Consider the following 20132-nt stretch of genomic DNA (forward strand, 5'->3'; position numbering starts at 1 on the left):
CAAGTTCTTCGACTGGGCATTCCACAACGGCAACCAGGCCGCCACGGAGCTGGACTACATCTCGCTTCCGGATTCAGTGGTGTCGGAAATCCAGAAGCAATGGAAAGCGAAAATCAAGGATGCGTCCGGTAAGGCGATTGCAAACTGAGCGCACCGGGTGAGACGTGAATCCGACCGCCTTCACCCCGTGACGAAGTAGGACGTTCCTTCGATTCGAGCCATGAGCGAAGAGGCGCTTCACCGAGCCGATGCGCTCTTGAGAGGCTAGCGCGCATGCCTTGCCAAGCTTGCACGAGCATGTGCACGATTCCGGATCAGGTCGCACACGACGAACTGGTGGAACTGCACAAGCCCAGAAAGTTGCGACCGCTAGGACGGCCACCCATCGTGGTGCGACAGTATCGCTGCCGTCGGTGCGAGACGAACTGGCTGTCGGAGTGCGATCCGCTGCGACCGGGCGCTGCCGAATGGCTCTGTCTCAACAAGGCGTCGAACATTCTCGCCCCCGCCTCGACATCGCAGCCAGGTATCGGTGCGGTTGCATCCGGGCCGTCCCGCGAAGCTGCCGTCGGGCGCACGGCGTTACTGCTGACGCCGGCTCACGGCAATGGTGGCAAGGCCATTTTCTTGCGAGCTACGGCAAGTAAGGCTTGATGTTCGCCAGCGCGCGAGAAACATACGCTTCCTTCTCCCCGACCGGCGCCACGTAGTGCAGCGCGCTCCGCGCGGCGTCCTCGCCTTCCAGGCGCGCAATTATCCATGCGGCCAGATACTGCGAAGCCAAGCAGCCGCCCGCGGTCGCGATGTTCCCTTGAGCGAAGAACGGCTGATCCACGACGTCGACGCCAGCCTCGATCACCCAGGGCTTGGTCGTGAGATCCGTGCAGGCCGGGAGGTTGCCGAGGAAACCGAGCTTCGCCAGAACCAACGTGCCCGAACATTGCGCACCGACAAGCTGCCGGGCGGGATCGAGCTTGAGCTGCGCCATCAGCGCCGCGTCGTTGACGACCTCCCGGGTTTGAATGCCGCTCCCGATGATCACGGCATCTGCCATGCAAGCGTCCGCCAACGTCGACTGCGCCTGCACGGTCACACCATTCATCGAGGTGACGGCATGCTCCGGGCATGACAGTGTGACCCGCCAGTTGGGCTTCCTGATTCGATTGAGCACGCCAAGTGCAATGAGGGAGTCGAGTTCGTTGAAGCCCTGGAAGGTCACGATCGCGATGTGCATGGGATACCCTGTTTCAGGTCGGTCGAAGCATCGTTCCCGCTCCGTGCTTGAAGGTGTCGGCGTGCGTGCGGCAACCGGATCAGAGCCGCTCGAGAAATTCGAGGAAGAGCAATACGACGATGAGGACGCCAAGCCATCTCACCGTCACATTGAGGCTGGCGAGCTTGAGGCCCAGCGAGGTCATGGAATCCGCGACGAGTTTCGTCGTACCGTCGCTGCCCTGGTTTCCGCTTGGCTCGGTGCCACGCAACGAAGTCGTCGCAAAGTCGATGCGAAGGCCGGTGACGTAGCCCGTTGCAATCGTCGGCCATTCGATCGTGTCGTCGCTGTCGTCGGGTTTGAGAAAAAGTCGAGGCTGCTGTGCGGGGTCGGCCGTCGCGGGTTCGGCCAGATACAGATGCCGCATCGTCAATCCCAACTCTACCGCGCCAAGCTGGCCATCCGCGATCGCCTTCGCAAGCACCTGCAGGCAGGCGTCGGGAATGTGGCAGGCGAGCCACCATTGATCGGGCTCGTCGACGTCGTCGTCGGCACGATTGAAGCCGAGTCGCGCACTGCCGAGCGCGACGTCGGACAACGAGGTACCCAGCTCGTCTTCCAGCGCACGCAGGCCCAGGCGGTCAGCCGTGGTGACGTCGCGCGCCTCGAAAGTCACCTGAAGCGTGCGCGTCGAACGGTGCGTGTCGCCGATGATCGACAACTCCTGCCCGTCGATACTCGCCACGCCGTGCAGCGATGTGGAAAGTGCCGGCTGCTTGCCGATGTCCGGCGGCTCGACGAGTTGTCGCACGATCTGAAGCTGTTCCAGCTTCAACCACATGGACATCGCCGCGTAGTACGTCTGTTTCTGGTTGTCGGGCCCAACGTGTTCGACAGTGCGAGCCTTCTGCCCGATGAGACTCACTGCCGCCCCTTTTTCCAGAAAAGCCATGACACGCCCTCGCTGCCGACTACTGCATCAAGCCCCTCGCCGGCGAAAAAAGACACGCGTGTCATCCGTCTGACCACGTGATTGAATCATCCGTGGTTTCATGTCGCTTCGCAGTAGGGGAATACGAGGCATTTTGCTCACGCGCCGCCTTCGCCAGCCGTGGTCTGATTTGGGGGCGGTCTCGATGGGAGACCCGTCGAACGCGCGTCGAATGTCGGGTTGATGCAGCGGTACCTGCGCCGTATCTGACAAGTCCTTCCGAGAAAACCGATGCTTGTCCTTTCGAGGATCGTCCGTTGTCGCGCCATTGCTGCCCGTCGATGCCTGCCTCTGACGACTCCTTGACAAGCTGTCGCCGACTGTCGGGATACCGGTCGTCGCGTAGCGCCTTGCGCACTCGCGTTGGATCGACTGTCCACTGGGTCCGGCAACGAGTGTCTGCCGTTCCTCCTCGGTGAAGGAGAGGGGCCTGGCCGCAAGAGATCGCCAACGCCACGCACGCCGTCGATGTCGACCCCATGGCTTGACGCGTGGCGACGTCACGGCGAACCGTGCACAGCGGCCATGAATGCGACGCATCGTGCCGGTCGGCGTTGTGTTCGACCAGAAGCGGCCGGTACATCTGATGGTGGTGTTCGCGGAGCCTGTCCGGTTCACGCCGCCGTTGTTGTGATGCAGGGCGTGAGGGCGACATGACTTCACATTTCGACATTGATCAGTAAAACTGACTATTTCGTGGACCGTGTCGCGAACGCATTCACACGTGCCGCGCGACGTCTCAAGTCGGCATGAGACGTCGTAAGCCGGTCCCTGTAGAAACTACGACTTCGGCTCGCGACCCGCTCTACGACGTCCCGGGGCTTCTGTCCGATTTACGCGCGCTGACGGCGAAATAGACTTCCAATCGAGCGAAATGATCGTACGGGTCCGGACACGAAGCCGGCCGCCCCACGTCGCTCGCGCAAGGGCTTCGGCATGTCGCTCGACGGTCGCACGCTGCCGGCACCGTCGACGTCGAGCCGCTCTCGGGGGAGCGGCCCGCCCGTATCGGCAGACGAGCGGGCACCGACCTGAAGCGAGGCGCTGCCCGACTGCTTCCGCACGAAATCGTTCTGCTTCGATGTTCGACACGTGTCGCGCCGGCTCGCCGGCCGACCGTCGACGCGTTGCGACCGGATGCCGTCGCATCGCGCTGCGTCGGGCGGATACCTATCGAGGGGGTCATCATGACCAGGTCATTTCGTATTGTCAGCGCCGGGGTGGTCGCATTCGCGTGCTGGGCTGCCAGCTTCCCGGTTCAGGTTTGCGCGGCGACGCTTACCAGCTACGCCGCGCCGTGGCGTATCGCGCATGCGCGATCGCGACCGGCAGCGACTGTCGTACCGGCGGCCGTGACGGTCAAGCCGGCCGGCGATGGCAGCGATCAGACCGATGCGTTGCAAGCCGCGCTCAACGCACTGCAGGCCGGGCAAACGCTGATACTCGCCCCGGGACGCTATACCGTGAGCCGCTCGTTGTCGGTGGCCGTGGCGGGTGTCGTGGTAACGGGCTACGGCGCGACGCTCGTCGCGACCAACCCGGCCGACCAGACGATCGTGATGAGCGGCACCGGTTCGACGCTGGTCGGCGTCACGCTGATCGGCACCGGCACGACGCGGCTCACGATACCGGCATCGACCAAGGTCGAAGTGACCGGCACCGGCGTCCAGGTGCTCGGCGTGACGATCCAGGGCGGCGCGAGTGCCGGAATCTTCGTGTTCGGCGGCAGCAACGTCGCGATCGTGGGCAACACCGTGCGGACCACGCTGGCCGACGGTATCCACACGACCTACGGATCGACCAACGTGCTCGTGCAGGGCAATACGGTGACGGGCACCGGCGACGACCTGATCGCGGTCGTCAGCTATCTCGGCGACGGCCGCCTCAGCAGCAACGTGCGGATCGACCACAACACCGTGTCGGGGAACTACTGGGGCCGCGGCATTGCCGTGGTCGGGGGCCAGGCCGTGACGATCTCGAACAACACGGTCGACGGCGTGCAGAAGGCGGCAGGCATCCTCGTCGCACAGGAAGACAGCTGGCGCACCTACGGCGTATCGAACGTCGTGATCGACAACAACGTGGTAACCAACATCCAGAATTCGAACGTGAACAACGGGCTGCAGCCGACGCAGCAGGGCGCGCTCGAGCTGGACACGTGGTCGGGCTCGGTGTCGTACGTCGCGGTCACGCGCAACCGCGTGTCGGGATCGGGCTACGCGGGGTTCCGGGCAGTCGGCAACGTGTGCGAGTTCAAGGTCGCCGACAACACGTTCGCGTCGATCGCCGGCACGCCGGTGTCGTTGCTGTCGAGCGGCTGCACGGCCAGCCGGATCGTCGTCAGCGGCAATACGATGGATGGCGTCGCGCTGGTCCGGCCGGTCGGCGCATCGTCGTCCGGAACGATCGCGGCCGCCGGCGCGGCGACGGCCGCGATGCCGCAGGTGCGAACCGGCCTGATGCAGTCGACGACCGGCGCTCCGTCGACATCCGGCGCGGCGCGATGAGATCGCGTGCACGGCGATGGCATGGCGCCGCCGGCGTGGCCGGTGCGCGCCGGGCGCGGCGCGTGAACGCCGTCCGGATCGTGTCGCCGTGCCGTCGAGCGCGCACGCGTCGCGTACGTTGCGTACGTCGCGTACGTCGGATAAGTCGCGACGAGGCAAGTCATACGAGCCCCAGGCGTTGGCCCGTCGCGGCGGCCTGGGTGCGATTGCGCACGTGCAGCGCCTTGAAGATCGCGGTGATGTGCGCCTTCACCGTTTTCTCCGACAGGCCGAGCCGGTCGGCGATGAGCTTGTTCGGCACGCCCTCGGCGATCAGGCGCAGCACGTCGAGCTGCCGCAGCGTCAGGCGCGGGCCGTCGGAGTCGAGCACGGGCGGCGGATCGCGATGCGCCGACTGCGTTTCGAGCAGCAGCGGCGGCACGTAACGCTCGCCGTTCATGACCATCTTGATGGCCGACAGCAGCGTGTGCGCGGTCGCGGATTTGGGGATGTAGCCGAGCGCGCCGTGCGTGAAGGCGGCGCGCACGTCCTGCGGATCCTCGGACGACGACAGCACGATGATCGGCAGCTCGGGCCGGACCTGCGTGATCGCCGCAATCGCGGCGAAACCGTCCATGCCGTTCATCTTCAGATCCAGCACGATGACGTCGAGGTCGGTGTGCAGTTCGAGCAGCCGCATCGCATCGTCGGCATTGCTCGCCTGAATGTCGACCATCCCGCCGTGATCCTGGCGCAACAACGTCGCCACGCCATCTCGCAGAACCGGATGATCATCGACAATGAGTATTTTCATGAAAATAAAAATAAAGTCGGAGGCGGACCTCTTCTGCTTTTGGAGAACCCGTTCTTCGAAAAGTCTTAATACTTTGGTCGTATTCGAATCTGTTTCGCCAGGGGCTAACGTCGGATTTACATCCGGAATGTCATGGTTGACACTGGATCGTCGCGGCCTTCGGTGCGGTGGGACGCACAACGAGCATAACGAAGATCGCGACAGCGGAGCCCGGACGCGTTGCGGGGGCCGGGAGTTTTCGGGGCGCGATCGAACCCGGGTGCAGACTATACGATAAAAATAACCGAACGTGCCAATACGGGGTGCGCTGTTTATTTCAATCGATTGCTTTCTGAAAATCGGCAATTGACGCTGAGGCAGATGATTCACCCCGTGAAGCAGGACATATTACTTTGCACGAATTTGCGAGACGTCTCCATCGACCTGATTCGATATCAATCAAGGTGCAATATGGGAACTATCAATGAAGAAGAGTCAATTCGCGACCTGAACCTGTCGTATCTGTGGCTGGCGCAGCGGCTGTTGCAGACGGATCGCGCGACCGGCATGTTTCGCCTCGGCGCCACGCCGGAAATGGCCGGCGCGCTGGAAAGCCTGACGATGCGATCGATGATGAGGCTGGCGTCGTCGGGACAATTGCTGTGCGTACTGCGCCTGAGCCGATACGACACGATCGCGGCACTCGCGCGGCCCGAGCCGCCGGGCGACGCCGCACGGCTTCATGCCGCGATGGCCCTGTCCAGCCTCGGCGCGTTCGACCAGGACGCGCCGTGAGCGGCGGCCCCCGGCCGGCGCATGCCGCGAGTCTTGCCGACGACGCGCAGCACGTGCTGGATGCCGTGACGCTGATTCGGCTCGGCGCGCGTCCGCAGATGCTCGAGATCGAACTGTCGCTGCCGCACGAGCGCCTGGTCCGACTATATCGCGAGGTGCGGGGCGTCGCGCCGCCGAAAGGCCTGCTGCCGTTCTCCAGCGACTGGTACATGACGTGGAAGGCCAACATCCACGCGTCGCTGTTCCATAACGTCTACCGCTTTCTGCGGATCAACGCGAAGTGTGCGCGACTCGATGCGCTCGTGAAGGCCTATGAATGGTATGCGACGCGCTGCGACGCGGCGCACTGCGCGCCGCTGCTCGACCTGACGCGTGCGTGGCTGCTGATTCGTTTCCTCGACGGCGGCGTGCTGTCGACGGCGCGCTGTGTCCGATGCGACGCAGCATTCGTCACGCATCGCCACGACCTGCGGCCCAATCGCGTCTGCGTCGCGTGCCGTCCGCCCGCACGGGCCGGCAAGCGCGCCGGCCGCACGACACCGCAGCCCCGTACCGGAAGCGCGTCCGGCGCGAACACGCGCATCGCGCTGGCGCCGACCGCGGCCTGCGGGCCCGCGCAGTGCCGCTAGAGCGCGACGTCGTGTGCGTCCGCGTTGGCCGTCGCGCGTCGCCGCGCCCCCGCGGCGACGAGATGGCCGACCGCCGCGCGCAGCTTGCCGTTCGGCAACGGCCGGTGCAGCAGAACCAGCCCGCGCGCATGCGCCGCGGCCCGTTGCTCGTCGGTCGTATCGCCGCTGATCAGCAACGCGGGAAGGGCCGGGTCGAATTCCGCACGCAGCCGCCCGATCACCGCGATGCCGTTCTCGCCGCGCGGCGGCAGGTAATCGCAGATCAGCAGGTCGGGCCGGCGTGCGGAGGCCGACAGCCGCTCGAGCGCGTCCTTGCCCGAGCGCGCCGCGATCGTCTCGTAGCCCCAGGTCGCCAGCAGTTCCGCCAGGCCGGTGCGGGTCGTGCGATTGCCGTCGATCACCACCACGAGCCCGGTCGAACCCGGCACGTCGTCGTGGCTGACGATCGGTGTGTCGAGCGGGGCGGGCATGCGTGCGGCGAGCGCCAGCGCGACTTCGAAGCACGACCCGCGCCCGGGCGCCGAGCGCACGCTCAGCCGGCAATCGAGCAACGCGGCGAGCCGGCGCACGATCGCGAGCCCGAGCCCGAAACCCTTCTCGTGGTCGCGCTCGGCGTTGCCGACCTGGTAGTACTCGTGGAACACGAGCTTTTGCAGATGATCGGGAATGCCGCAACCCGTGTCCCAGACCTGGACCGCGAGGTGCGCGCCGCGGCGCCGGCAGCCGACGACGACCTTGCCACGCTCGGTATAGCGCACCGCGTTGGACACGAGATTGCGCACGATACGCTCGACCAGCAGCGGGTCCGAGTGGACCACCGCGCGGCACGCCACGCGCGACAGCGTGATGCCCTTGGCCTGCGCATCGAGCAGGCAGTCGTTGCACACGTATTCGAGCACGGTATCGATCGCGAACGGCCGGCACCGGGCTTCGACGCTGCCGGCGTCGAGCCGGGACAGGTCGAGCAGCGCACCGAAGAGGCGGCTCAGCGCATCCGATGCGCGCTCGATACGCTCGACGAGCCGCTTTCCTTCCGGTGGCATCGGCACGCTGTGCAGCGCGCCGATCAGCAGGTTCAGCGCATGCGCGGACTGGCGCAGGTCGTGGCTGGCCGCCGCGAGGAATTGCGATTTGGCGAGATTGGCCTGGTCAGCGATCCGACGCTGGCAGCCGAGGTCGACGGCGAGTCGCTCGACGCGTTCGTTCTGCCTCTGCAGATCGCGGGCGAATTGTTCGGCCCGAAAGCGCAGCCGGATGTTTTGCGTTGCCGCACGGTTCGCGAGCAGCCCGAGATAGCCGACCACGCACGCGATCAGCAGCATCATCGGTGCGGTCGCCCGCTGGATGGCGTGCGGCGACACGATTGCCGCGCCGATATACGGGACGGTGGCCGGCAACAGAAAGGCGACGAACGCCGGGAAGTACGTGCTGAATACCGGAATCGCGCCGGCGACGATGCTGAACGTCGCGACGACCACGAGGCTCGCGATGCCGAAGTCGGCGCCGGTCGCGAGATGGATCGATGCCCATCCCCAGCCCATGCCGGCGGCCGTGCTGAAGGCCGAGAACCACAGGGCCCAGCGCCGCCAGTGGCTGACGGACGTCGGCGAGCGGTGATAAAGGCGCGCCAGCAGCACCTGACCGGTCGAACACGCTGCGATGTAGATCGCCCACGCAGGACCCGACACGGGGTCCGGCTGGCCGAGCCGGTCGATCGACAGCGTGGCGGCAAGGGCGAGCACGGTGCTGCCGACGACGTAGGGCGTGACGGCGTCGTAGACGATCCTGACCTGCTCGGAGGCTATCCGGTCGCGCGTCTGCATGTGCTTCCACGGAGATCGCCGCGCATGGCGGCGGGGAGTATCGGCACGTCCGGCACAGACGCGTATTCCCGTAACTCAAGCATAGTCGCTGTGAGCGCGACAAATGGCGTATTTCGATGTGGTCGAAAAAATGATCCGGACTGCGAATATATTGACGAATGCCGCGCTCAATTGGACGGATGCCGCGTCGTATTGTGTTCCGGCAGTGTGTAATCCGTTACAGGCGCGTGGGCGGTTGACGATGACGCGGCATCCGGCGCCGCGACCTCGAATGCGGCGGCGCCATCGCGTTCCGGATCCACGCGATGCTGTTCGGGCGATGTCGCCGATGCGTTGACGGGAAGTCGTCGCTCAGGATGACGCTACCGCCGTCGCCGATCGTCCGGCATCGACGGCGTTCGACGCGAACCCGGCGGCGGAAGCCGGCGCGCGCCACCTTGCCGATCCGCGGCATGCGGCGCGGCACGATACTTCGACACGCGTCGAAACGAGACACGGCGGGACTCCGATATAGTCGGGCACCGAACACGATGCTGGCGCGTCATGCGCAGGTCGATCCTGCCTGGAGATTCCGATGACTGATTCCGTCGATGCCGACATGAACCGTATTTTCACCGCGTGGCACGACACGGTGCGCAAGCGCGACCTTGCGGGCACGGCCGCGCTTTATGCCGAGCACGCGGTACTCGAAACGCCGCTCGCGCTGGCCGTTTATCCGGAGCGAAACAGCGGGGTGGTGGTCGGGCGCGACGCGATCCTGACGTTCTTCGAGGACAGCATCCGCAAGTTTCCGGGCGACCTCGCGCAGTGGTATCGCACGGGTGTCTATTTCGTCAACGGCAAGCAGCTCACGTGGGAATATCCGCGCGTCGCGCCGGCTGGCGATCAGGTCGACCTGATGGAGATGATGGACATCGATGACGGTCGGATCGTCAGCCACCGCGTGTACTGGGGCTGGTACGGCGTCAGATTGCTCGCCGGCGCGCTGGCCGCGGCGAACGCCGGTGGATCGCGTTAGGCGAGGCTGGCGTAACCCATGGAAAACGCACGAGTAGCGAGCGATGCGAACGGCCGGCGCCGGCTGGTCATCGTCGGAGGGGGCGCGAGCGGCGTCGCCGCGTTCGCGGCTGCGGTCCGGTCCGGCGTCGCGCAGTCGATCGACATCGTCGATCCGCTCGGCATCGGGCGGGGCGTCGCATTCTCCGCGCTCGATCCGGCGCTGCTGTGCAATACGTCGGTCGAGACGATGTCGATTCTCGACGACGATCCCGACGATTTCCGTGCCTATCTGCGATCCATCGGCGTGTCGGTGTCGCGCGACGCGTTCGTTCCGCGCCGCTACGTGTCGGGCTATCTGGTTGCGAGCCATGCGCGTTTCAGCCGGCAGGCCCGCGACGCGGGTATCGATCACCGTCTGGTGAGGGCCGGCGCGCGGCATATCGAGAGAACCGCGGCGGGCGGCTACCGTTGCTGGCTCGACGACGATACGGCGCTCGACGCGACCGACGTGCTCGTGTGTACGGGAAACGGCGAATCGGTCATCCCGGAGCCCGTGAAGGCGCACGTCGGCGCGCCGCGTATTTTCGCGCGGCTTTATCCGGAAGAGGCGGTGCTCGCGCAGCTCGCGCCGCGATCGCGCGTGCTCGTGCTGGGCAGCCGGCTGACGGCGGTCGACGCGGCGTTGCTGCTGTGCCGGGGCGGTCATTCGGCCGTCATCGCGTCGCCGTCGGGCCGGTTGCCGGCGGTGCGCACGGCGACGACGCGCGTTGCACCGGTACCGGTCGACGCCGCCGCATACGCCCGTCTCGATCTGAACTCGAGCGCGTTGTCGTGGCGTCTGATGCGCATCGTCGCGCGGTCGGCGCGCGCGGTGCGCGGGCGCGCCCTGCGCGACCAGGTGGTGCGGCAGCGCGATCCGATCGCGCGTCTGCGGCGCGAAGTGACGCTGGCACGCGACGGCGCGACGGACTGGCAGCACATTCTGGTCGCGAACATGGACGCGGCGGAAGCGCGCCTGCGCGGCGAACCGCCGGCGCGTCAGAAGCTGGCGATCGACGCGTGCGCGCGCGCGATGGGTCGATATCTGTTCGCCTGCCCGCTCGGGAATGGCGAGAAACTGCTCGGCTTTGCGGAGCAAGGGCGGCTGCACGTCAAGGCAGGCATGCCGGCGGCGCTGCACGAGGCCGGCGGGCGCTGGCGGATCGACTGGCGGGACGGTGCGTCGGAGACATACGACGCGGTGGTGTGCGCGACCGGCTTTCAGAAGGCGCCGCTGCGCGCGAGCGAACGCGCGCTGGCGCTGTCGGCCGACGCGGACGTCACGGGCGGCGTGCCGCGCGTGTCGCCGGACCTCCGGGTCTGGCTCGCGGGCGCCGCGCATCCGGAGCGAATCTGGACGCTCGGCGTCGCGTCTTATGCCGGCGCACCGCTGATCAACGCGGTTTATCAGGCTGCGCGACAGGCGGGCGAGCTGTGCCGGCGCTGGCGCGCCGACGACGAACGCCGCGATGAACGAAATACCGTTGCAACGGAGGCAGGATGAAACTGTATGGCGACCGCGGGTCGAGCAACACGCGGCGGGTATTGACCGTCGCGATGCATGAGTCGCTCGATGTCGAATTCACGCTGATCAATCTGTTCGCCGGCGAGAATCGCACGGAGGCCTATCTCGCGCTCAATCCGAACGGAACCATTCCGACCCTGACCGATGGGGATGTCGCGCTGTTCGAGGCGTCGGCGATTGCCATTTACCTGGCCGAACGGTCCGGCTCGTCATTATGGCCGGCGGGCACGGCACGCATCGACGTGCTCAAATGGATGTTCTGGGCTGCCGAGCATTTCCGGCGCGGGCCGGCGGTGCTGATCGACGAGCGCTTCATCCACCGGCTGCAGGGACGCGAGGAAGATCCGGTGCTGGTGGCCGACGCACTGCGATCGATTCGCCGGTATGCGCAGGTGCTCGACGACCATCTCCGCGATCGCACGTTCGTGGTCGGCGACGCGCCGACACTGGCCGACATCGATCTCGCCGCGCCGTTCAGCCATGTGCCGCGTACTCGCGCGCCGTTCGGCGACTACCCGCATCTGTCCGCGTGGCATGCGCGGCTGCTGGACGCGATACCCGCGTGGCGCCGGACCGGTGAGGATCTGGAGCGGCGCATCGTGGAAATCGAGGCGGCTTTCGGGTCGGGTGGTGACCGCCGCCAACCGGCGTTGCAGGCGGCCGACGCGCCTGCGTGAGGCCGCCGGCGCGGCCTGCCGGTCAGGCCGTCTCGCGATATTCGGCGAAGCGTAGCGCGCCCCGCTGCGTCTGCGCGTCCAGTTCGGCGTCGCGCTCGATGCCGAAATGTTCACGCAGCGCGTCCCAGCCGGCCGGCGTCACGGCGACGACGCGTGTCTCGTGGCCGCGGGTCATCCATCCCCACGTACAGAATGCGTTCATCAAATGGGCGCCGAGCGCGCCGGCAATATGATATTGCCGCTCGGTCCAGTCGAGGCAGCGGTGCGCGTGGCCTGCCTGATTGGCGAACGGACCGCCGACGTCGAGGCCGAGCTGTTGCAGCCACGAATGCCCGCTCGGTGTGAGTTCGTACGCGTATTCGCCGTGCTCGACGAGGTAGCCGCGCTCGAGCATGCGCTGCGTGACGGCAACGCCGATCTGCCCGGCGAGATGGTCGTAGCAGCAGCGCGCAAAGCGCAATTCCCGCACGGAACGATTCGGCGTCGTGCGCCATGCCTGCGAGACGGGGCCGACGGACGCGAGGCTCTCGAGCACGCGGGGAACGTGCGGGCCGGCCAGGCTGTAGTAGCGGTGCCGGCCCTTGCTTTCCACCTTCAGCAGGCCGCCGTCAAGCAGTTTTGCGAGGTGCGAGCTCGCCGTCTGTGCGGTGACGCCGGCGGCTTCCGCCAGCGCGCTCGCCGAGCGGGCACAACCGTCCGTCAGCGTGATCAGGATCACGGCACGCACGGGCTCCGCGATCAGATGGGCCACGGTTGAAATATTGTGCTGACTCACTGTTTCTCTCCGGTTCTATTTATTGTCTTTTTCGTGTCGCGGACCGATGTTCGATCCGGCACACTTCGATACGCCCCGAAGCATTGTCGATGGCCCCACGCTTATAGTCAACACGCTATTCCGCAGGGGGCCTCATTCACGTGAATGAAACAATCGAATACAAGAAAAGCGTGCTGCTGGCGACCAGCCTCAGCTATGTCGTCGTCATACTCGACACGTCGATCGTCAACGTTGCGCTCGCGCGGATCGCGGCAACACTCGGCTCGGATGTCTCGGGGCTGCAGTGGGTCGTCAATGCCTATACGCTGACGTTCGCGAGCCTGCTGCTGACCGGCGGCTTGCTCGGCGATCGTCTCGGCGCGAAGAACGTGTACCTGACCGGCTTGCTGGTGTTTGCCGCCGCGTCGGCATTGTGCGGCGCCGCGCCTGATCTCGCGACGCTGGTCGTTGCACGCGTGTTGCAGGGTGTCGGCGCCGCGCTGCTCGTGCCGTGTTCGCTGACGCTGATCACCTCGGCGTACCCGGATCCGCAGGAGCGGGCCGGGGCGATCAGCGTCTGGGCCGGTTGCGGCGGCATCGCGATGGCGGCCGGCCCGCTCGCGGGCGGTCTCCTGATCCACTGGTTCGGATGGCGAAGCATCTTCTTCGTGAACGTTCCGCTCGCCGTGTGCGGTGCATGGCTGACGACGCACATTCCGCGCGCATCGCAGCGCCAGGGTGGAGCGCATATGGATTTTGCCGGCCAGGTGACGGCGATCGTCGCGCTCGGGAGTTCGGTCGCGATCCTGATCGAAGGCACGAAACTGGGCTGGGGATCGATGCCGATTCTCGGCGGCATCGTGCTGGCCGTCGCGGCCTGGACCGGGTTCGTCACGATCGAGCGCCGCCGCGCGCAGCCGATGCTTCCGCCCGGCCTGTTTCGTCTCCCGGTGTTTTCCGCATCGGTATTCGTGTCACTGGTGTCGGCGTTGATTTTCTACGGATTGCTGTTCCTGCTCAGCCTGTATTTCCAGGAGAACCGCGGCTGGCCGCCGTTGCAGACCGGTCTCGCATTTCTGCCGCTCACCGTGCTGGTGACGGCCGGCAGTTTCTCGGCGGGCCGGTTGTGCCGGTCCTTCGGCGCGCGCCGTGTCGTGGTCGCGGGATTCCTGCTCTACGCGGCGGGTTTCGCGGGGTTGCTGGCGTTGGCGAGCGATGCGCCGTACTGGCGCGTGGCGTTGTGTTTTCCCGCGGTCGGATTCGGCTCGGGCGTGATCACGCCGGCCGTCACGGCCGCGATGATGGGCGCCGTCGAGAAAAGCCGTGCGGGCATCGCGGCCGGCGTGCTCAATGCGAGCAGGCAAAGCGGCTCCGCATTCGGCGTGGCGATCTTCGGTGCGCTGATGAGCGCCGCGCAGACCCCGGGGGGCGGCGTGCGCGTCGCGATCTTCGTGGCGATCGGGCTGTCGCTGGCGGCGGCTGGATGCTGGCGCGTCACGCTCGTGCGGGCAGTCCGCGAGCCGAAAGCCGCCATCTGATTCCATTCACTCGAGCATTTCAACCGGATCGCCGTCGGACGCGGTCCGCAGCGCCGTGTCGGCGCGCGTTTCGTGTCCGGGCCGTCGTTTCGCTGTCGCTTTGATTATCTAAGGACTTTAACCATGCGCTACTCGCTTACGGAAGCACCGATGGATGTCGTGGGGATCGGGATCGGGCCGGCCAATCTCAGCCTCGCCGCGCTCCTCAAGCCGCACCGGACGATTCGCAGCCGCTTTTTCGACCGGCGTGCCGAATTTCAGTGGCACGCGGGACTGATGCTGCCGAACGCCGCGCTGCAGGTCTCGTTTCTGAAGGATCTCGTCAGCCTGGTCGATCCGACCAGCACGCTGTCGTTCCTGCAGTTTCTGGCGAGCCAGAAGCGGCTGCTCTGTTTCATCAACGCGAATTTCCCGCAGGTCATGCGGCGCGAATTCAACCAGTACTATCGTTGGGCCTGCGAACAACTGCCGAATCTCGAGTTCAATCGCGAAGTCGAGGCGGTCGAGACCGACGGCGACCTGATCGTCGTGCACGGCTCGGACTGGACGCAGACGACGCGCCATCTCGTGCTCGGCACGGGGCAGCAGCCCAGCGTCCCCGACTGCGCGAAGCCGTATCTCGGCACGACGCTGCTGCATGCGTCGCAGTACCTGACCAACAACAATCCGGTGGAGGGCAAGCGCGTCGTCGTGATCGGCGGCGGGCAGACCGGGGCGGAGGTGTTCCAGCACCTGATTTCCGACGCGAGTGCGATGCCGGCGAGCGTCACGTGGGCGTCGCGGCGCTGGAATTTCGCGCCGCTCGACGAGTCGTCGTTCACGAACGAGCTCTATACGCCCGGCTATGCGGACTACTTCTACGATCTGCCGGCGACGCGTCGCGCGTCGCTGCTGGCCGAGCAGAAACTCGCGAGCGACGGCGTCTCGTCCGCGCTGCTCGAGGCGATCTACCGGCGCGTGTACGAATTGCGCCACGTGACGGGCCTGCCGTGCGATCTGCAGTTGCGCCCGGCACGCGAGCTGGTTTCGGTCGCCCGCAACGGCAGCGGCTGGTCGCTGACGCTCAGGCACGCGCAGCGCGACGTGCACGAAGCGCTCGAGGCCGACATCGTCGTGCTGTGCACGGGCTACACGTATGGCATGCCCGCCTGCCTCGACCCGATCGCCGACCGGATCGAGTGGCGCGACGACGGCTTCGTCGTCGACCACGACTATGCGATCCGCTGGAACGGCCCGTCCGGCAGCCGCATCTATGTGCAGAACGCTGCCCGGCACCAGCGCGGCATTGCCGACCCGAATCTCGGCCTGATGCCCTGGCGTTGCGCGCGCATCATCAACAGCATCGCCGGCGCGCAGTGCTACGACCTGGACGAGCGCGCGCCGTTCGTCCACTGGGAAGCGCAGGACCGCGTCATCCCGCGCGGCGTGCAGGATCTGGAGGTGATCTCGTGACCCGGATCGCAGCAGGCACGCCCGGAGACGATCAGGCGGCGTGCCTGGCGCCGGTCGCGCCTCACGTCGTCGAAGCCGAGGAGGCGGTCGATCTCGCCGGCGTGAGGCTGTTCATGCACACGTTCTGCGAGCGGATGGCGCAAGCCCCGCTGCGCAGCTCCCGATTCACGATCGAACCGGGCTGCGGCACGCAGGAGGACCGTCATGCGGTGCACGAGATCTGGTTCGTGTCGAACGGGCAGCTCGATGTCTGCTACGACGGTGCGTGGCATCGCGTCGACGCGGGACAGGCCGTGTTCTTCGAACCGTGGCGGCCCCATTTCGCGCGCAATGTCGGCGAAGTGGACGCGCAAATCTTTTCGATATGGTGGCAATGAGCATGGCGCGTGAATATGATCTCGCGATCGTCGGCGGCGGCATCGTCGGCGCGTGGACACTCCATCTTGCCCAGCAGCGCTTTCCGCAATGGCGGATCTGCCTCGTGGAGCGATTCCGCGTCGGCGACGGCGCGACCGCGCATTCCGCCGGCGTACTGCTGGCGACGGGCGGCACGCCGCGGGAGCGGGCGCTTGCGGCGCTGAGCGCCGAATGCTATCGCGACATCCGGGGCCCGCTCGGGCTGCGTACGACTGCCGCCGACGTGTTCTGGGTGACGCAAGCCGCGCGCGCGCAGGCACTGCGGCAGGTTGCGGTGGATTTCACGATCGGGGATACGCACGTGCCGCCCGACCTCCTGCGCGACAAGCTCGTCGGACCGCTCGTGCTGGACGAGACCGAGGTGGTGCTGCGCGGCGGGACGGCGGTCAGTCACGATCCTGCGCAGATCGCGCGCGGCCTGATCGCCGCGAGCATGCGGTCGTCGAACGTGAGTTGCGTGGAAGGCGTGGGCGTGCGCGAACTGAATGCGCAGGCATCGGGCGTCGCGCTCCGGCTCGACGACGGCACGACGATGCGTGCCCTGCGCGCGGTGGTGGCGGCCGGGCCGTGGCTCGCCGGGGACCCGTTCAGCGCGTTCGCCGCGGCTGCGTCGGTGCGCGTGAAGAAAGTCGTCGCGCTGCATGTGGACCGCATTCCGCCGCCGGATGCCGCCGCGGTGTTCTTTCCACACTCGGACGCCTATCTCATGCCGTTGCCGGCACGTAACCAGTGGCTGTTCAGCTTCCGTGCCGACGAGTGGGACTGCCGACCGCTCAAGCACGCACTGGAAATCTCCGCGCAGGACCGGGCGCTCGCGATGCGCGTCGTCGAGCGCTATCTGCCTGGTTCGAGCGATGCGTTCGTGGGCGGGCGCGTGTTCTGCGACGCCTATACGCCGAGCGGCGAGCCGCTCGTCGAGCGCGTGCCGGGGATGCCCGTCGTGATCGCCGGCGCGGGCAGCGGCGCCGGTTTCCGGCTGTCGCCCGGCCTCGCCGACGAGGCGTTGCGTCGTTTCGATGCGTGACGCGGTCACGCCGGTCAATGCCAGCTCATTCGAATTCGTGAAATCGACCATGAACACCGAACCCCGGAAATTCTTCCTGATGCCGATTCCGCCGACGCCGAACGGGCGTCTGCATCTCGGCCACATCGCCGGCCCGTACCTGCGCATGGACATGCTGGGCCGTCATCTTCGCAGCCACGGCCATCGCGTCGACATCGTGTCGGCGGTCGATGGCTTCGATTCCTACGTGCTGTGGAAGGCACTGCAGGAATCGCGCTCGCCGCAAGCGGTTTGCCGCGACTATCACGATCGGATCGCGCACGATCTGGCGGCGCTCGACGTCGAAGTCGACGCATTCGTCGATCTCGTGCAGGGCCCGCATGCGGATCGTCACGCGGCGAATGCGCGCCGCGCCGTCGAGCAACTGGTCGAGCGCGGCCTCACCGAGACCGTGGTCGAGAAGGTGCTGGTCAGCCGTGCGACAGGCCGTTATCTGGCGGGCGCCTGGCTCGTCGGCCGGTGTCCGCAGTGCGACGCGCCGGCCGGCGGCTACTTCTGCGAGGCATGCGGCGCGCATTTCCGCCCGGAGGCGATGCGCGATCCGGAGCCGCGTGTCGGCGATGCGGAACTCGAGTGGCGCGAGGTCGAAAGCCTGTTCCTGCGGATTCCCGACGAGGCCGCGCTCGTGCACCGTCTCGCGTCGTCGGGCGCGCCGCCGCAATTCATCGACGTGATTCGCCGGTTTCTGGCGCAGGAGCGCGGCCTCGTGCGGCTGACGGCACCCGGCGACTGGGGCGTCGCGTGGCCCGCGGATCGCCTGGGCAATCCGCGCGTGCTGTTCGAATCGGGCTGGGAGTACGCACTGACCTGCGGCGACCTGTGCACGGACGGGACGGAAGCGGCGCATCCGATGCAGCGCGACGGCGACGTGACGACGTTCGTCAGTTTCGGCATCGACAACGCGGTGCTGCTGCTCGCGGGCAGCGCGGCCGTGATGGGCGCGTTGCCGGATCGCAAACCGTTCGATCACGTGCTGACGAACTACTTCTACAACCTGCAGGGCGCGAAATTCTCGACGAGCCGTCTGCACGTCGTGTGGGCGGCCGACATCGTCGAGGCGACGCCCGCGTCGAGCGACGCGGTCCGCTACTTCCTCGCGCGCGAGAGCCCCGAAACGGGCACGGCGAACTTCGACGTCGACGCCTTCATCGGCTTCGTCAACGACGAACTCGCAACGACACTGCAGGCGCGCATGCGTATCGCCGCCGCGGCGCTGGAGACGATCGTCGGCGAGCCGGTCGACGTCGCGGCACCATTGCGCGAGCCGCTGGCCGCGTCACTGCATCTGCTCGACGCATCGTTCCGGTTCGACGCGGTGAGCGTGCGATCCGCATGCGCCGTGCTGCGATCGTGGATCTCGCTGCCGGACGTCGATCTGAACGATGCGGCGCAGGCGTATGGGTGGCTGAAGGGGCTCGCGTACGTCGCCGCGCCGGTGATGCCACGGTTGGCGAACGACCTGTGGCACGCAATCGGGCATGACGGCGCGCCGCGCCGAAGCGAATGGTCGACGGCGTCCCGGCCGCGTGGCGGAATCGCCGCGCGCGTGTGGTTCTCGCCGTTGTCGCGCGACGCGCTCGATCCGTGTCTGCCGCCCGCGCTGGTCCGCGAAAGGAGCGCCGCGCATGCGTGAAACGGCGGACGTCGTCGTGGTGGGGGGCGGCACCACCGGGTGCGGTATCGCATGGCATCTCGCGCAGGCGGGCACGAAGGTGCGGTTGCTCGAACGCGCGGACCTCGCGGCCGGCTCCTCCGGTGCGTCGCCGGGCATCGTGCGGCAGTACTACGCGGATCCGGCGCTTGTCGCGCTCGCGTCGGACGGATCGCACGCGTACCGCCACTGGCGCGAGACCGTCGGCGGCGATTGCCGGTTCAGGCGCACGGGTTTCCTGACCGCGGTGGCGCCCGAGGACTGGAACGCGACGCAAGCGTATGTCGAATCGCTGCGGTCGAAGGGTTTCGCGCTGTCGCTGCTGTCGGCGGGCGACATGCGTGGCCTGTGCGCGGATATCGATGCCGACGGCCTGGCCGGCGCCGTGTACGAAGCCGACGCGGGCTACTGCGATGCGCGCGCGACCGCGCTGGCGTTCGCGCAAGGCGCGCGCGCGCACGGTGCGCTGATCGATACGCAGTGTGCGGTGCGGGGGATCCGCGTGCGGAGCGGCCGCGTCGTGGGTGTCGATACGGACCGCGGCAGCATCGACTGCGCGGTCGTCGTCAATGCGGCGGGGCCGTGGGCGGCGCGGCTCGCGGCGAGCGGCGGCGTGGAACTGCCGATCACGGCGTCGCGCCAGTGCGTCGCGATCGTCCGGGCCGACGACGGCGAGCGGGCGCCGTTGCCGGGTTTTTCGGACCGCCGCGGCGGGTTTTACCTGCGTCCCGACTTGCCCCGGCATTACTTCATCGGATCATTGCAGGCCGGCGACAGCGGTGCGATCGATGTGGACGGGTTCGACCGGCGCATGGGCGACGCGGAACAGATGCGCTACCGGATTCGCGCGGCGCGGCGCTTCGCGCGCATCGACGGCGCGACGCCGGCCGGCAGCCGCGTATCGTTCTTCGACGACACGCCGGACGGCAACCCGCTGTTCGGCCCGGATCCCAGGCTGCCAGGGTTGTTCGTTGCAGCCGGATTGTCGGGGCATGGTTTCAAGTTCGCGCCGGTGTTCGGGCAGGCGGTTGCCGACTGGCTGAGGACCGGCCGACTCCGGCCGGAATTGCGCGCTTTCGATCTCGAGCGCTTCGAGCCGCGTGCGTTGCGATAGGGGATCGGCGTCGAATCCCGGCGTCCGTTCACGTGGACGTCGTCGAGTCGACGCGGTGGTCCGATCCGGACCGATCGGGCCTGTGCCGATGCAAGCGGCGGCCACGCCCGCGCACGGCAGCCGATTCGATCGGACGCAGGGCCGGTGAGCGAGCGCCGGTTCTCCTGTCGGAA

General features: G+C 66.9%; 17 protein-coding genes and 1 pseudogene. 13 read left to right on the plus strand and 5 right to left on the minus strand.

All coding sequences use genetic code 11. The features are described from left to right. A pseudogene (locus U5771_RS26460) lies at positions 1-148 on the plus strand (phosphate ABC transporter substrate-binding protein PstS); the annotation flags it as partial. A 486-nt stretch (positions 149-634) separates the two neighbouring features. Here the strand turns inward: U5771_RS26460 and U5771_RS26465 are convergent. Together U5771_RS26465 and U5771_RS26470 are read right to left on the minus strand one after the other, a co-directional pair. Further along, the gene (locus tag U5771_RS26465; protein ID WP_322026701.1) at positions 635-1234 is read right to left on the minus strand and encodes a DJ-1/PfpI family protein; all 600 of its coding nucleotides are present in this window, start codon (positions 1232-1234) and stop codon (positions 635-637) included. A gap of 79 nt (positions 1235-1313) precedes the next feature. Further along, positions 1314-2165 carry a hypothetical protein gene (locus tag U5771_RS26470; protein WP_322026702.1) on the minus strand — a complete coding sequence of 284 codons (852 nt, stop codon included), beginning with the start codon at positions 2163-2165 and terminating at the stop codon, positions 1314-1316. Positions 2166-3391: 1226 nt separating this feature from the next. Here U5771_RS26470 and U5771_RS26475 point away from each other — a divergent pair. Next, complete coding sequence (locus U5771_RS26475; RefSeq protein WP_322026703.1) at positions 3392-4711, plus strand: right-handed parallel beta-helix repeat-containing protein; 1320 nt, start codon at positions 3392-3394, stop codon at positions 4709-4711. Between the two features lie 160 nt (positions 4712-4871). Here U5771_RS26475 and U5771_RS26480 read toward each other — a convergent pair whose 3' ends face one another. Further along, positions 4872-5504: a response regulator transcription factor gene (locus tag U5771_RS26480; RefSeq protein ID WP_322026761.1), complete on the minus strand. Its 633-nt coding sequence runs from the start codon at positions 5502-5504 to the stop codon at positions 4872-4874. 372 nt (positions 5505-5876) lie between these two features. On the opposite strand from U5771_RS26480, the gene U5771_RS26485 reads away from it, so the two are divergent. Next, positions 5877-6278, plus strand: coding sequence for a flagellar transcriptional regulator FlhD (locus U5771_RS26485; RefSeq protein ID WP_322026704.1), 402 nt, complete (start codon positions 5877-5879; stop codon positions 6276-6278). Continuing rightward, complete coding sequence (flhC, locus tag U5771_RS26490) at positions 6275-6907, plus strand: flagellar transcriptional regulator FlhC (protein WP_322026705.1); 633 nt, start codon at positions 6275-6277, stop codon at positions 6905-6907. Before U5771_RS26485 ends, flhC begins: the two co-directional genes overlap by 4 nt. Here the strand turns inward: flhC and U5771_RS26495 are convergent. Then, complete coding sequence (locus U5771_RS26495) at positions 6904-8730, minus strand: hybrid sensor histidine kinase/response regulator (protein ID WP_322026706.1); 1827 nt, start codon at positions 8728-8730, stop codon at positions 6904-6906. The two genes, flhC and U5771_RS26495, sit on opposite strands and share 4 nt — an antisense overlap. 574 nt (positions 8731-9304) lie before the next feature. On the opposite strand from U5771_RS26495, the gene U5771_RS26500 reads away from it, so the two are divergent. The 3 genes from U5771_RS26500 to U5771_RS26510 are packed head-to-tail and all read left to right on the plus strand — an operon-like array spanning position 9305 to position 11970. Continuing rightward, a complete protein-coding gene (locus U5771_RS26500; protein ID WP_322026707.1) occupies positions 9305-9748 on the plus strand; it encodes a nuclear transport factor 2 family protein in 444 nt (147 codons plus the stop codon). An 18-nt stretch (positions 9749-9766) separates the two neighbouring features. Then, complete coding sequence (locus tag U5771_RS26505; RefSeq protein ID WP_322026708.1) at positions 9767-11272, plus strand: FAD/NAD(P)-binding protein; 1506 nt, start codon at positions 9767-9769, stop codon at positions 11270-11272. Next, positions 11269-11970 (plus strand): glutathione S-transferase family protein, encoded by a 702-nt coding sequence (locus U5771_RS26510; RefSeq protein ID WP_322026709.1) that lies wholly within the window; start codon positions 11269-11271, stop codon positions 11968-11970. Before U5771_RS26505 ends, U5771_RS26510 begins: the two co-directional genes overlap by 4 nt. Positions 11971-11992: 22 nt before the next feature. Here the strand turns inward: U5771_RS26510 and U5771_RS26515 are convergent, their stop codons facing one another. Then, positions 11993-12721: a winged helix-turn-helix domain-containing protein gene (locus U5771_RS26515; RefSeq protein ID WP_322026710.1), complete on the minus strand. Its 729-nt coding sequence runs from the start codon at positions 12719-12721 to the stop codon at positions 11993-11995. 164 nt (positions 12722-12885) lie between these two features. On the opposite strand from U5771_RS26515, the gene U5771_RS26520 reads away from it, so the two are divergent. The 6 genes from U5771_RS26520 to U5771_RS26545 all read left to right on the plus strand — a co-directional run bounded on the left by U5771_RS26520 (position 12886) and on the right by U5771_RS26545 (position 19959). Beyond that, positions 12886-14262 (plus strand): MFS transporter, encoded by a 1377-nt coding sequence (locus U5771_RS26520; RefSeq protein WP_322026711.1) that lies wholly within the window; start codon positions 12886-12888, stop codon positions 14260-14262. A gap of 123 nt (positions 14263-14385) precedes the next feature. Then, positions 14386-15714, plus strand: a complete 1329-nt coding sequence (locus U5771_RS26525) for a lysine N(6)-hydroxylase/L-ornithine N(5)-oxygenase family protein (protein WP_322026712.1) — start codon at positions 14386-14388, stop codon at positions 15712-15714. After that, on the plus strand, positions 15711-16091 hold the full coding sequence (locus U5771_RS26530) for a cupin domain-containing protein (protein WP_322026713.1): 381 nt from the start codon (positions 15711-15713) through the stop codon (positions 16089-16091). Before U5771_RS26525 ends, U5771_RS26530 begins: the two co-directional genes overlap by 4 nt. Before the next feature lie 2 nt (positions 16092-16093). Beyond that, positions 16094-17155, plus strand: a complete 1062-nt coding sequence (locus U5771_RS26535; protein WP_322026714.1) for an FAD-binding oxidoreductase — start codon at positions 16094-16096, stop codon at positions 17153-17155. 49 nt (positions 17156-17204) lie between these two features. After that, entirely contained in the window at positions 17205-18827 is a 1623-nt protein-coding gene (locus U5771_RS26540) for a methionine--tRNA ligase (RefSeq protein WP_322026715.1), read from the plus strand. After that, a complete protein-coding gene (locus tag U5771_RS26545) occupies positions 18820-19959 on the plus strand; it encodes an FAD-binding oxidoreductase (protein ID WP_322026716.1) in 1140 nt (379 codons plus the stop codon). The genes U5771_RS26540 and U5771_RS26545 overlap by 8 nt, the downstream gene beginning before the upstream one ends. The last annotated feature ends 173 nt before the right edge of the window (positions 19960-20132 follow it).

It is taken from the genome of Burkholderia sp. BCC1977, from assembly GCF_905339595.1.
In the GTDB taxonomy this organism is placed as follows: domain Bacteria; phylum Pseudomonadota; class Gammaproteobacteria; order Burkholderiales; family Burkholderiaceae; genus Burkholderia.

Coding starts and splice junctions, on each gene's coding strand:
- U5771_RS26465 (WP_322026701.1), bottom strand. CDS start 1,234: ATGCACATCGCGATCGTGACCTTCCAGGGCTTCAACGAACTCGACTCC.
- U5771_RS26470 (WP_322026702.1), bottom strand. CDS start 2,165: ATGGCTTTTCTGGAAAAAGGGGCGGCAGTGAGTCTCATCGGGCAGAAG.
- U5771_RS26475 (WP_322026703.1), top strand. CDS start 3,392: ATGACCAGGTCATTTCGTATTGTCAGCGCCGGGGTGGTCGCATTCGCG.
- U5771_RS26480 (WP_322026761.1), bottom strand. CDS start 5,504: ATGAAAATACTCATTGTCGATGATCATCCGGTTCTGCGAGATGGCGTG.
- U5771_RS26495 (WP_322026706.1), bottom strand. CDS start 8,730: ATGCAGACGCGCGACCGGATAGCCTCCGAGCAGGTCAGGATCGTCTAC.
- U5771_RS26500 (WP_322026707.1), top strand. CDS start 9,305: ATGACTGATTCCGTCGATGCCGACATGAACCGTATTTTCACCGCGTGG.
- U5771_RS26505 (WP_322026708.1), top strand. CDS start 9,767: ATGGAAAACGCACGAGTAGCGAGCGATGCGAACGGCCGGCGCCGGCTG.
- U5771_RS26510 (WP_322026709.1), top strand. CDS start 11,269: ATGAAACTGTATGGCGACCGCGGGTCGAGCAACACGCGGCGGGTATTG.
- U5771_RS26525 (WP_322026712.1), top strand. CDS start 14,386: ATGCGCTACTCGCTTACGGAAGCACCGATGGATGTCGTGGGGATCGGG.
- U5771_RS26535 (WP_322026714.1), top strand. CDS start 16,094: ATGGCGCGTGAATATGATCTCGCGATCGTCGGCGGCGGCATCGTCGGC.
- U5771_RS26540 (WP_322026715.1), top strand. CDS start 17,205: ATGAACACCGAACCCCGGAAATTCTTCCTGATGCCGATTCCGCCGACG.
- U5771_RS26545 (WP_322026716.1), top strand. CDS start 18,820: ATGCGTGAAACGGCGGACGTCGTCGTGGTGGGGGGCGGCACCACCGGG.